Consider the following 13,159-nt stretch of genomic DNA (forward strand, 5'->3'; position numbering starts at 1 on the left):
TACTTAGGATATCTTTTATTGCCTTTCACCTCTTGCCGGTTGCCGGTTGCCGGTTGCCTTATTATATATAAAAAAACAATAAAGATGGTAGCATTAAAGCCTCCTCGACCTCAAATTTTAATTATTGATGATTCCATGAACAACCTGCATGTTCTGTGCAGCGCCCTCAAACAAGCAGGCTATAAAGCTCGTGGTGTCAAAAATAGTAAGATGGCTCTGATTAGTATTCAAGCTGCTCCTCCGGATCTAATCTTACTTGATATTAGAATGCCCGATCTTAATGGCTACCAAGTCTGTCAACGGTTAAAAGAAAACCCAAGAATGTCTCATATTCCCGTAATTTTCATTAGTGCCTTGGATGATCCCATTGACTTAATCCGAGCCTTTGAAGTCGGAGGATGTGACTATATTACCAAACCCTTTCAGATTGAAGAAGTTTTGGTCAGAATCAAGCACCAATTAAGAATTCAGACTTTAGAAAAACAACTCCTCGATCAAAATCACCAATTACAATACGAAATCGAACAGCAGGAAAAAACTCAAAAGGCACTCCAGGAGTCAGAAGAAAAATTTTCTAAAGCTTTTTTACTCAGTCCTTATCCCATGGCGATCGCCGCATATCCTGATGGAGAATTCATCGATCTCAATCAAGCTTTTCTAGATATTACGGGATATTCTAAAGCAGAAACCATTGGTAAAACCCCGATGGAGATGAATTTGTGCGCTAATTCTAAGCAACAAGATCTGCTCTTAGAAGAACTCAAGCGATCGCAGCGCCTCCAAAACTACGAACTCCAAGTTTTAACCAAAACCTCAGAAGTCCGCACGGTTCTCCTCTCGGCTGAATTACTTAATTTGCAAGCTAAATTTTATATTTTGTGTTTATTTGATGATATTACTGAACGCAAAAAAATAGAAATCGAACACAACCAAGTATTAACGGAGTTAAAGGAGAAAATCAAACTCGAAAGAGCCACCCGTCAAATCCTTGAACGGATGCGCAGTACCCTAGATATGGAACAAGTGTTCTACACCATCACCGAGGATATCCGCCAAACCCTACAGTGCGATCGCGTGGGTATATTTCGCTTTAATCCGGACTGGAGTGGCCAATTTGTGGCCGAATCTGTGGGCAAAGGTTGGGTATCCGTAATGACTAACCCCTTTGTCTCTCTAGAGAGCGATCGCTGTTTCGTCAATCTCTACACCCCAGATCCTCCGATCATCACCGATACCCACTTCCAAAACAACCGCAGCGGACGCTACAAATACCCAACAACCTATTTCTGCGTTCCCGACATCGAACAAGCAGGATTCAACGACTGCTATCTCGATCTCCTGCGCCAATTCCAAGCAACAGCCTATCTGACCGTTCCCCTATTCACCGAAACCGAATTTTGGGGACTCCTAGCCTGTTATCAAAACTCTAGTCCCCGCTTCTGGACAGACAGTGAAATTCATTTTGTGGTCGAAATTGGCGAACAACTTGGCATCACTTTGCAACAAGCCAAAGTCCTCGAAACTGCCCAACGACAATCCCAAGAACTAGCCCAGGCCAAAGATCTCGCCGAAGGAGCCAACCAAGCAAAAAGTGAATTCTTAGCCAAAATGACCCATGAACTGCGAACTCCCCTCAATGGTATTTTAGGCTTTACCCAAATTCTGCAACAAGATGCAAACCTCAGCCATGGAGTCCAAGACTACTTAAGCATTATTCACCAAAGTGGCGAACATCTATTGCACTTAATTAACGATGTTTTAGATATGTCCAAACTTGAATCTGGGCGCATCAAACTCTATCCCCAACCCTTCGATTTCTACCAATTTCTCGACTCCCTCAGCCGTCTCATCCGAACTCGAGCCACAACCAAAGGACTGACTTTTCAATTAATTCAGGAAGAGAATATTCCCAAAACCATCCAAACCGATGAACATAAACTTCGACAAGTCCTGATTAATTTACTCGATAATAGTATTAAATTCACTCCTTCAGGCATTATTACCCTCCGGATTTCTTGCCCTTCCTATTTATACTTCGAGGTAGAAGATACAGGGATTGGCATGTCTTCAGAATTCTTATCCACCCTATTTAATCCATTTTCTAACCCCCCGTCCCAAGACGGAACCGGGTTAGGTCTGGCCCTGAGTCAAAGATTAGTTAATTTAATGGGAGGACAAATTAAAGTCAAAAGCCAAGTGAACCAGGGGTCTCGGTTTAGCTTTCAAATTCCTTTTATTCTGGACAAAAGTATTCATCCTAATGAGGAGAGTAGCCCTTCCCCAGTCATTGGACTCGCCCCGAATCAACCGAACTATCGTATATTAGTAATTGAAGATCACTGGGCCAGCCGACAATACTTAGTGAATCTACTACAATCCGTTGGATTTCAAGTCCGCGAAGTCACTCAAACTGAAGAAGCCATAATTCTATGTAAAAACTGGTTACCCGATTTAATTTTGATGGATATCCAACTCTCGGCAATCTCTAGTCATACCCTCACTGAGACCATTCGAGCCACACCCAAAGGCAAAGAAACCGTGCTAATTGCTCTGATCCCTGAATTGGCCTCAGATCAACTCGGAGATCTTAGAGCAGATGGGTGGGATGACTACATGAAGCAACCCTTTCAAGAAGAAGTCGTGTGGCAAAAAATTGCCCAGCATTTAGGAGTTCATTATCAATATGCTAACTCATTGGACTCTACCTATCTGACTCCAGAATTGACGGAATTTTCTAGTGTAGATTGGATAAAGTCTAACCCCGATCCAACGATTGAGAAGGATTCAGACCACTTAAAAGAACGGTTAACACAAATGTCTCCAGATTGGATCGATCGGTTATTCCAAGCGGCTCGTAAGGGGTCGGATTCAGAAATTCTTGATTTAATTCAATTCATTCCTTCTGAACACCAAGGTTTAGCTGATAGATTAGAAAACTGGTCGAATAACTTTCAATTTGATCGAATCCTAGATCTGGTAAAAAATGTTGCCCATTCCCAAGAAATACTATGAATATGAACTCTCAACTGATCAATTATGCAGAAATTTTAGTTGTTGATGATAACGTCGTCAATGTGCGCTTATTATCAGATATTTTAAGTGGTATGGGCTATGAAGTTCGCAAAGCATTGAGTGGAAAAGCAGCGATTGACTCCATTTATAGTTGTTTGCCTGACTTGATTTTATTAGATATTAGAATGCCAGAAATGGATGGATATCAAGTATGTGAAGCCTTAAAAAGCGATCCTAAAACCTATGATATACCCATTATTTTTATTAGTGCTTCAGATGATACGTGGGATAAGGTGAAGGCATTCCAGTTAGGAGGGGCAGACTATATTACGAAACCATTTAAGAATGCTGAAGTTTTGGCTAGAGTGAAAAACCATTTACACATTCGTTCTCTGCAACAGCAACTGATTGAAAATAATGAGAAATTGACTCAAGCCAATCACGAACTAGAGAAATTCACTTCTGTAGTCTCCCATGATTTACAGCAACCGATGCAAAGTATCTTAGGATTTGCTCGCATTCTGGAGTTTACGTTAAAAGATAAATTAGAACCTGAAGAATATACTCATTTACAAAGTATTATTAGTGCGGGCGACCGCATGAAACGATTAATCCAGGATTTATTGATCTATGCCAAAATGGGACAAGAGCAGATCGCTTTAGAACCGGTTGATTGTAATGAAATTATTGGGCAAGTGAAAGAAAACTTAGCCAGTGCGATCGCCGAACGAAATGTGAATCTTATTTGTTCTTCATTGCCCACGGTGCAAGGGAATGAACTTCAGCTTGTTCAACTGTTTCAAAATTTAATTAACAATGCGATTAAATTTACAGCTCCAGATCGACAACCAGAAATTCAAATCAAAGTGGTCATTCGGAAAAACAAATGCTTAATTAGTATCAAAGATAATGGTATTGGTATCCCCCCAGACAAAACCGGAGAAGTTTTTCAAGTCTTTAAGCGCTTTCATGACTCCAAAAAATATAGTGGTCATGGCATTGGGCTAGCTACATGCCGCAAAATTGCTGAGAACCACGGCGGTAAAATTTGGTTTAAATCAGAAGTTGATGTGGGAACATCCTTTTATTTCACTCTTCTAATGTCTGGTGCTGAAGAAGAGATTCAGGAAGTAATGGAGTGATTAGGTCTAATAAACTCTCAAAATCAAACCCATTCAATTTCTGCTCAATGAATTGTATGAGTTCAGCTCGATCGCCGGGCAAATCTTCAATTAGCTCTAGAATCCTTTGATCGTCCAAGGTAATGGTGGCATGGTATATGTCTTCGAGCCATAGCTCTGGCATCGTCAAAAATATGCTAACATCAACCTTTTCCGCATGGATTGGCTCTGAGAAAATACTGATTCTTAATGGATCTTCATAGGTATACTCTAAGGATAAAAATTCAGCAATAGTCGTCAAAAGAATAGACTCTTCAAGGGGTTTATAGAGTATGCGATCGTAACTGATTTGAGCGTTTAACTGGTCTTCATCCTCAAAGATCATGGCTGTGATCGCGATAATCGGTATAGACTTTTCCTGAGTGATAGCACAAATTTGTTCAATAGTTGGATATCCATTCTGATAGGGCATTCGCAAATCCATCAAAATCAGATCTGGATTAAAATGGTGCCATTGGGCGATCGCCTCTTTGCCATTGGCTACCCCCTCAACCACAAATCCTACTATTTCCAGCAACGTAACCAACCATTGGCGATCCTCTGAGTAATCGTCAATCACTAAAATGCGATAAGACGGTTGATCCGGTGCTAAACCCTTTACCCGTGGATGTTCTTGATGTCCTGGGTTCTTGAGTAAACACTCTGGTTCTACCGGAATCTGAAACTTAAAAATACTACCTCGATCGACGACACTCGATACGCTTAACTTACCCCCCAATAACTCTACAAACTTATGGCTAATCGATAGGCCTAAACCGGTTCCCTGTTGGGATGCTAACCCTGTTGAAGTCTGCTGAAAGGGTTGAAACAGTAACTCAATTTCCTCTGGGGGAATTCCTGGGCCAGTATCTTCTACTTCAAAAGCTAATAAATGCTGTTCTTCCCGCTGTTCAATATAACCCACCCGTAAAATAACTTGTCCACGAGTGGTAAATTTAATCGCATTACCGAGCAAATTAATCAAAATTTGCCGTAACTTCCCTTCATCTGTTTCCAAGCATTCGGGCAATCGAGTTATCTTTTGCACTTCAAAATGGAGCTGTTTTTCTGCTGCTTTCAGATTTAACATCTGATAGAGACTCTCGAGGAAAACTTGTATATTAATCGAGGTAGGATTGACCTCGATATAACCCGCTTCAACCTTGGATAAATCTAAAATATTATTAATTAGCCCTAATAAATGTTCTCCACTGTGATAAATGATATTGAGATAATTTTCGTGTTCGTCAGAGAAATAAGCATCTCGCAGGAGAACCTGAGTAAATCCTAAAATGGAATTCAGGGGGGTTCTTAATTCATGACTCATATTGGCTAAAAATCGACTTTTGGCACGGCTGGCAGATTCCGCCTGTTCTAGAGCCAGATCCCGTTCTAATTCTACCTGCTTGCGTTCAGTAATATCACGGGCAATCAAAATAACTTGATCCTCTAACATAGGAGATAAGGTCGCCGAAAACCAAACCTTGGAGTCTTCAAGATCGAGAGCATAATCTAAAGTAAGGGTAATTTGATCGGCTACCACCTGTTGTAACTGCTGACAGAGTGTTTCTCGTTGCTCTCCATAAATAATCTGATTAATGGTTTCCGAAATGAGTTCGACTCCCTCTCCCAAAGCCGGAGCCGTGGGACTCATTTTAATGGTTTCCCCCGCTCGATCCAGGACTAAGACAATATCTCCCATCGCTCCAAATACAGAGCGCATTTCCATTTCTGAAGTCTGGATTTTTTGTTCTAAAAGCCTGCGATCGCTAATATCGAGGAGAATGCCAAATAATCCCCTCACCTTACTATCCATCCCTAAAATCGGTTGCACTCGCAGCTCACAATAGCGCAGTTGTCGATCGCCACTACAGAGAGCTAATTCCCATTCTTGGGCCCTTCCTGTGGCGATCGCCTCTTGGATACGCTGGTGAAACTCCCGGCGATCTTGGGCAGGGAGCTTTTTCAACACTTGTGCATAGGTCAACCGTTGGGGATCAATCCCTAAAATACGATAGGTTTCCTGCGATCCTCGAATTTCCTGACTGAGGCGAATCTCTTCCTGACGCTCCCATTCCCAACTGCCAAAGTGGGCAATCCGCTGTACTTCTAATAAGGATGAATTTCCGGAGAGCAAATACTCTGAAGAAGTAGATGGGGAGAGAGGTTGTTGCCATAGATAACATTCTGGACAGGGTAGGAGATAGGCAGATTTTTCCCTTAATTGATCTCTTAGCTGATGCTGATGCAGTTGCCCTTCAATCGCACTGACCAGATCCATGGGTTGACTGGAAGAGAGAAAGCTTACTCCCTGAAGAACTAATCTTTTGACGGTTGCTAAATCGACTGAATCATTGGTTAACACCAGCAAAGGAATACCATGAGTTTTTGGATCGGATTTGAGGCTTTGGTAAACCGGTTGCCAATAATGGGCAGAATGGGATTGAATTAAGACTAAATTCGGTAGAAAGCCTGAGGGGATACGATCTTCCCAATTCGGGAAAATTTGAACGTCATACCCAAGTTGAACTAACTGGTTTTGTATAATTTCTCCTTGGCTAGGATAGCGGGTAATGAGAGCCAGGCGATCGCCGCTCGAGATCTCAGCCCTTTGAGTATCCCTACTATGGGTTCTATCCGTCAGATCGTCTCTCATGGCGAGAATGTCCTTGGCATCAACAGAGCTGTAGATGAGGATTGAAACTCAGCTTCAGTCATCTTTAGAGTTACTGAAGTAGTCTATCAAGAATATCTATTACCTGTATAAGAATCAAGCTCGGATCGGAGGAGTCAGATAATATGTAAAAATTCAAGTCAAATCCTGAATCCGCCCCCTGGGGTAACTGGTTCAGTCCATTGGCGATCGCTTCAGGGATAGCCTTGAACACTTGAGGGATTCCCATTGTGGGATCGTGAGCCTCTTCTTTGTGTGTGTAACAACTATTGTCCAGTTCCCCTGGTTATTTCCTCTTTCCACGCTCCAAAGCACGAATAAGCCATAACTATGAGAATTTTAATCACCGAAGATGACCCCATTTTAGCACCCATGCTCAAGAAAGCCTTAACCCACCAACATCATGTAGTTGATATTGCTCATGATGGGGAAATTGGCTGGGAATATGCTGATACTCTCACCTACGATTTAATTTTATTAGATATCGATCTCCCCAAGCTAGATGGATTCAATTTATGTCATCGTTTACGACAAGAAGGATATCAAGGCGCGATTATCCTATTAACCGCCAAACATGAGAGTACTTATAAAGTCAAAGGTCTAGATGCTGGAGCCGATGATTATGTCGTGAAACCTTGTACCCTAGAAGAACTGAATGCTCGGATTCGGGCCGTAATGCGTCGTCGGCAAACCTATACCCAATCCCTGTTAATCTGGGGAGATTTATCTTTAAATCCGAAAACTTTTGAGGTGACTTATCAACAAAAAGATCTTTCTCTATCTGCCAAAGAGTATAGTTTGCTGGAATTATTTTTGCGCCATCCCCAGAGAATCTTTAGTAGTAGTAGTATTTTAGATTATTTATGGTCATTTCCTGATAGCCCAGGGGAAGATACGGTGCGGGCCCATGTGAAGCGCCTGCGACGCAAATTAAAAAATGTAGGTGCAGATGGGGTCATCGAAACCATTTATGGTATGGGTTATCGTTTGAAAACCGTACCCCCTAAAGCAGCAGAAGACCCAAGTCCTACTCCCCCTGTCGTCCCGATCGCTGAACCTCAGAAACTGGAGACTCCAGAAGCTCAAACTGAGGCAACGATCGCCGAATTATGGGAGTCTTTCAAAGGGCCGATTCTAGAGCGGTTAACCCTTCTAGATGATGCGATCACTGACTTAGAACAAGGTACCTTATCAGAAGATATGCGCCAGGAAGGACGGCGCACCGCCCACAAATTAGTCGGCTCTTTGGGCATGTTTGGCTATCCCCAAGGATCGGAAATCGCTCGGTTAATAGAAATGATTTTCCAATCCGATAAGGTTAGGCATCAGGGGAGCAAGTTGCGATCGCATCTAAGACAACTGCAAGTCTTGCTTACTCCCCCTGAAGAACAGACCCCAAAACAACAGCAAGAAGAGCAATCTTTGGATCTCCCGGATCGTCAAGACTCCGATCTTCCTGCTCCCCTAGTTGTCCTCGCAGTTGACGACGATCCCTTAATTCACAAACGTCTCACCACCTGTCTCCCCCCCTGGGGAATTGACGTTACCCCCTTGGGAGACCCCCATAACTTTTGGCAAACCCTGAAGCAAGTCCAGCCCCATCTGCTGATTTTAGACATCGATATGCCCGATATTACCGGATTAGACTTATGTGAAGCCGTTCGCAACGATCCAGATTGGAATAACTTACCCATTCTCTTTTTAACCACCTACAAAGACCCAGAAACCATTAATCGCCTTTATTCCCTGGGTGCGGATGACTACGTGAATAAAACGGCCACCGATTCCGAATTAGTTACCCGCATCTTAAACCGTCTGGAGAGGTATCAACTCCTCCAATCTTGCTTAAATCTCTCTCCTCAAATCGATCCACGCGATGAATTAACCGCCCTGATCCGTCGCTATCCGGCTTGGACACAACTTGAACATCAGTTAGAGAGATGCCATCAAGATCGTCAGTCTCTCGCTGTAATTATTCTGGATATCGATCGCTTTCGACAGATTAATCAACAGGGAGGCTATCGATTAGGCGATCGCGTCCTCAAAAATATTGCCCAAATTTTACTCGAGCAAGTCCCCCCAAAAACATTAATTACCCGATGGGGAGACGATCAATTTTTATTAGCTGCTCCCGGAATCAATCCTCAACAAACTGAGCGATTAATCCAACAGATCCTCATTCAAGTAGATCGGATGGATATTGGTGGTTTAAAACCGATTAAAATTACCCTCAGTAGTGGCTGTGCCCAATTTCCCGATCACGGTCAAGAATTAGAGCAACTTTGTCAACGGGCAGAAAACGCTCTACATTTAGCCCGAAAAAATCGGGGGTAGAGGCATAGACCTAGAAACCGGGTTTGTGCAAAATTTTTGGACTCTCAACCCAATTCTGGATTCAGAAACCCGGTTTCTTTGTTGGTGGCGATCTCTAATGCTATAATTATAGATAAATTTTGGCACAAATAGACTGATGGATATCACCTTAAAGAGTGAACAAGCTGACTTAGTTCAACAACAGATCAATAGTGGAAAATACCATACTCCAGAAGAAGTAATTTCTGAAGCTCTACAATTACTGTCTCAACGAAATAGAGACTACGAGGAGTGGGTAGAAGAAACTCGGAACAAAGTAGATATAGCGATTGAAGAACTCAGACAAGGTGAAGGTATTGATGGTGAATTTGTTGTTGCTCAACTCAAAGAAAAAATCAACAAAGCCCGTAAAAGTTAACTATGAATCGTTACATCATTGCTCCTTCGGCTAGTCGTGATTTAAATCAGATCATCGATTATTTTTCCGAATTTAATATTGAAAAAGGAGAGCGTTGGATTGCAGCTTTTCAGAAAAAGTGTAAAAACCTGATGAACTTTCCCAAGCTAGGACGCACTTATGGAGAAATTAGAGAAGGTTTGCGCGGTGTGCCCTTAAATGGCTATATTATTCTCTATCAGATTACGGATGATACCCTAGAAATTCTGCGGGTAGTACACGGTTCTCGTAACTTAAACGCATTGTTTGAGCCAGATGAAGAAGAAAGGGAATAGTACAAGGGCGATCGCTCAAGGTCTAGAAACCGGTTTTCCCTCCAAAAGGGTTGCACAAACTCGGTTTTCTTCCATTGCCTATTGCCTTTTAGCTTCCCTCCTTGGGGAGACACAGGGGGGGTTTACCTTTTGCCTTAATAAAATATGAATAACCTTTACAGCCTATTGTTGATGACTCTGGTGACGGCTACCCTAGGAGGAGCCAGCTTTGCCCTATTCTGGCATAATCGCCCGGTTGTGAATACTCCTGCATCCCAACCTTCTCGAACACCGTCTACTGCTGCGGTTTCCCCTAATGCGTCTATGGAGATTCCGTCAGAAATCCGCCCTTTAAATCTATTAGATCGGGATGATGTGGAACCGGGAAGCGAGTTTGATGAATTTCGTCGAGAATTTCGTCATGCAGTAGGAAACCGAGATTCAGACTTTATTATGGACTTGCTGCCAGAGGAGAGTCCTTTATGGGAGACCATGGGAGAAGTGAGGATGTGGGAAGAGCTGGAAAAGGCGATCGCCCTCGGATGCATTGCCGAACCGGATCCCACCGATGCTAATGTTGATCCATTTACATCCCTCTGGATTTGTCCCCCCGTACAATCCGAACTACTGCAAGCCTATCCCCCATTGGCCGACTCACCCCAACCTAGACTAGACTGGGAAAAGAACCAGGTGGTTGTAGTGGGAGCGGGGGTGAATGTGCGATCTGGGCCCGATATCGACAGCGAGGCCATTTCTGTCGCCTCCAACGAAGTCTTAACCCGCAATCCTTCATCATCAGAGGACACAGAAATAGAAGAAATAGAGGAAACATCTAACACCTTTTCCAGTCCCCTTGATGGATGGACAGCAATCTGGTTACCGAGTGGAGAAGCTGGTTATATTTATAATCGCTATGTCTATTCTCCCCTAGACCCCCAAATTCAATTTGGCCAAGTTCAAGGAGAATGGAAACTCTTCTATTTCTCCCAACCTCCTAACCCTTAGTGTGCTGGGCACGGGTAAGAGATGATAGGGAATGGCTAATGGCTAAACTGGTATAACGACTAATTTAAATATTGAGAGTTCATTGAATCTATGAGTATTAAGAAAAAGCCCCAATTACCTCGACCTCAACAGATGGGTTGGATTTTAGTCGGTGTGGCTGGGGTAATTGTAGCAGTCAACTATATTCTCCCTCAATTTACACGGCCGAGACTGCCCACCATTCCCTACAGTGAATTTTTATCTCAAGTCAAGAATAATCAGATTTCTGGTGTGCAAATTGGGTCGAACGAAATCCGCTATCGCCTGAAATCAGAAAACGGCTCAGAAGAACTCGGCCCCCTACTCTCAACGACTCCCGTATTTGACCCCGAATTAGTCCAGCGATTAGAAGCGAATGGGGTTCTGTTTCAAGCGGCTCCACCGCCAACGAATACCTGGTTTGCTGTTCTCTTAAATTGGGTGATACCACCGATTATTTTGGTCGTTGCGTTTCAGTTTTTCCTCAATCGGGGGAATTCCCAATCTCTCGCCATTAGTAAGAGTAAAGCCAAGATTTATGTAGAAGGAGAATCAGAAAAAATAACCTTTGCGGATGTGGCTGGAGTCGAAGAAGCAAAAATTGAATTAGCAGAAATTGTGGAGTTTCTCAAAAGTCCCGATCGCTTCAAAAACATCGGTGCGAGAATTCCTAAAGGCGTGTTATTAGTTGGCCCTCCAGGAACCGGAAAAACTCTTTTAGCCAAAGCCGTTGCTGGAGAAGCAAATGTTTCTTTTTTCAGCATCTCAGCTTCCGAGTTTGTAGAGCTATTTGTGGGCACGGGAGCTGCACGAGTCCGGGATTTATTTGAACAAGCGAAAAAGAAAGCACCCTGTATTATCTTTATCGATGAATTGGATGCCATTGGTAAATCCCGTAGCAGTGGCGCGGGGCAAAGTGGCTCGAATGATGAACGGGAGCAAACCCTAAACCAGCTTTTGACGGAAATGGACGGCTTTGGAGTTGGGGATGCCACGGTGATTGTTTTAGCAGCAACGAACCGCCCAGAAGCCTTGGATGCTGCCTTGTTGCGTCCCGGACGCTTCGATCGCCAAGTGCTGGTAGACCGACCGGATTTAGCGGGAAGGTTGACAATATTGGAGATTTATGCTAAAAAAGTTAAACTTGGGGAAGATATTGATTTGAGGGCGATCGCCACCCAAACGCCTGGATTTGCGGGAGCAGACCTCGCCAACCTAGTCAATGAAGCTGCATTACTCGCGGCTCGCAACAACCGGGAAGCTGTATCTCAAGCTGATTTTAAAGAGGCGATCGAGCGCGTGATCGCCGGACTAGAGAAAAAGAGCCGTGTATTGAGCGATCGTGAGAAAAAACGAGTCGCTTATCACGAAGTCGGCCATGCCTTAATAGGAGCCTTAATGCCGGGAGGCAGCAAAGTCGCCAAAATCTCCATTGTTCCCCGGGGTCTATCTGCCCTCGGCTACACCCTCAAATTGCCCACTGAAGACCGGTTCCTGATGGAAGAATGGGAATTACGCGACCAAATTGCCATGTTACTCGGCGGACGCGCTGCCGAAGAACTCATCTTTAATACCATTTCCACCGGAGCCTCTGACGACTTGCAACGAGCCACAAACTTAGCCGAACAAATGGTCACGACCTACGGCATGAGCAAAGTCTTAGGCCCCTTAGCTTATCAAAAACTTCAGTCTGGAAACTTCCTTGGTAATGGTAGTGGCAACACTCGCCGCATGATGAGCGACGACACTGCCCAAACCATCGATCGCGAAGTCAAAGAAATTGTCGAACAAGGATATGAAAAAGCCTTTAGCATTTTGTCCCACAATCAAGAACTGATGGAACAAATAACCCAAAAACTCTTAGAAACTGAAGTGTTAGAAGGCGAACAACTGCAAGTGTGGTTGGATCGCGTCAGTCCGATCTCTTCTCCATCCTAAATATTGATGGATGACAAGCTTCAAGAGAAATAGTCGGGCGATCGTAGAGACAAGGTACACCTTGTCTCTACCTATTTCGATCGTTATATCTAGTCTGGTTCATTGGCTATGAGGATTGTGGAATGGTCGTAAGGTTGCCGAGTGGTTAACTGGGGTAACCGGAAGAAAAATTAGCCGGCAAAGGGGATGGGAAATCCTGCGACAAATGACATTTCGGCTCAGGGTTCCCCGACCCTCTGACGTTAAAAGTGACGAAAGTGAGCAGCAAGAGTGGAAAAAAAACTGTCCACAGAGCTAGAGCAACTCCAGAGAACCTACCCTGATGCAC

8 protein-coding genes and 1 pseudogene are annotated in these 13,159 nt (G+C 43.6%); 8 read left to right on the forward strand and 1 reads right to left on the reverse strand.

Going from position 1 to position 13,159, the window contains the following annotated elements; all coding sequences use genetic code 11:
- Nucleotides 1-84 precede the first annotated feature (84 nt).
- Nucleotides 85-3,012: a response regulator gene (locus tag PN466_RS06190; protein WP_271937815.1), complete on the forward strand. Its 2,928-nt coding sequence runs from the start codon at nt 85-87 to the stop codon at nt 3,010-3,012.
- Nucleotides 3,009-4,154 (forward strand): sensor histidine kinase, encoded by a 1,146-nt coding sequence (locus tag PN466_RS06195; RefSeq protein ID WP_271937817.1) that lies wholly within the window; start codon nt 3,009-3,011, stop codon nt 4,152-4,154. Before PN466_RS06190 ends, PN466_RS06195 begins: the two co-directional genes overlap by 4 nt.
- Here PN466_RS06195 and PN466_RS06200 read toward each other — a convergent pair.
- On the reverse strand, nt 4,102-6,828 hold the full coding sequence (locus tag PN466_RS06200; protein ID WP_271937819.1) for a PAS domain-containing hybrid sensor histidine kinase/response regulator: 2,727 nt from the start codon (nt 6,826-6,828) through the stop codon (nt 4,102-4,104). The two genes, PN466_RS06195 and PN466_RS06200, sit on opposite strands and share 53 nt — an antisense overlap.
- 348 nt (nt 6,829-7,176) lie before the next feature.
- Here PN466_RS06200 and PN466_RS06205 point away from each other — a divergent pair, with 348 nt between their 5' ends.
- The 6 genes and pseudogenes from PN466_RS06205 to PN466_RS06230 form a co-directional block, all read left to right on the forward strand.
- A complete protein-coding gene (locus PN466_RS06205; protein ID WP_271937821.1) occupies nt 7,177-9,180 on the forward strand; it encodes a response regulator in 2,004 nt (667 codons plus the stop codon).
- Nucleotides 9,181-9,316: 136 nt separating this feature from the next.
- Nucleotides 9,317-9,577 (forward strand): ribbon-helix-helix domain-containing protein, encoded by a 261-nt coding sequence (locus PN466_RS06210; RefSeq protein WP_271937823.1) that lies wholly within the window; start codon nt 9,317-9,319, stop codon nt 9,575-9,577.
- Between the two features lie 2 nt (nt 9,578-9,579).
- Nucleotides 9,580-9,891: a type II toxin-antitoxin system RelE/ParE family toxin gene (locus PN466_RS06215; RefSeq protein ID WP_271937824.1), complete on the forward strand. Its 312-nt coding sequence runs from the start codon at nt 9,580-9,582 to the stop codon at nt 9,889-9,891.
- Between the two features lie 144 nt (nt 9,892-10,035).
- Entirely contained in the window at nt 10,036-10,875 is an 840-nt protein-coding gene (locus PN466_RS06220; protein WP_271937825.1) for a hypothetical protein, read from the forward strand.
- 90 nt (nt 10,876-10,965) lie between these two features.
- Entirely contained in the window at nt 10,966-12,831 is a 1,866-nt protein-coding gene (gene ftsH, locus PN466_RS06225; RefSeq protein ID WP_271937827.1) for an ATP-dependent zinc metalloprotease FtsH, read from the forward strand.
- Between the two features lie 112 nt (nt 12,832-12,943).
- A pseudogene (locus tag PN466_RS06230) lies at nt 12,944-13,159 on the forward strand (winged helix-turn-helix domain-containing protein); the annotation flags it as partial.

The organism is Roseofilum reptotaenium CS-1145 (assembly GCF_028330985.1).
In the GTDB taxonomy this organism is placed as follows: Bacteria; Cyanobacteriota; Cyanobacteriia; order Cyanobacteriales; family Desertifilaceae; genus Roseofilum; species Roseofilum reptotaenium.

Bases quoted from the DNA above. Each gene is read 5' to 3' on its own strand.
- PN466_RS06205 (WP_271937821.1), top strand. From the start codon at position 7,177: ATGAGAATTTTAATCACCGAAGATGACCCCATTTTAGCACCCATGCTC.
- PN466_RS06215 (WP_271937824.1), top strand. From the start codon at position 9,580: ATGAATCGTTACATCATTGCTCCTTCGGCTAGTCGTGATTTAAATCAG.
- PN466_RS06210 (WP_271937823.1), top strand. From the start codon at position 9,317: ATGGATATCACCTTAAAGAGTGAACAAGCTGACTTAGTTCAACAACAG.
- PN466_RS06190 (WP_271937815.1), top strand. From the start codon at position 85: ATGGTAGCATTAAAGCCTCCTCGACCTCAAATTTTAATTATTGATGAT.
- ftsH (WP_271937827.1), top strand. From the start codon at position 10,966: ATGAGTATTAAGAAAAAGCCCCAATTACCTCGACCTCAACAGATGGGT.
- PN466_RS06195 (WP_271937817.1), top strand. From the start codon at position 3,009: ATGAATATGAACTCTCAACTGATCAATTATGCAGAAATTTTAGTTGTT.
- PN466_RS06220 (WP_271937825.1), top strand. From the start codon at position 10,036: ATGAATAACCTTTACAGCCTATTGTTGATGACTCTGGTGACGGCTACC.
- PN466_RS06200 (WP_271937819.1), bottom strand. From the start codon at position 6,828: ATGAGAGACGATCTGACGGATAGAACCCATAGTAGGGATACTCAAAGG.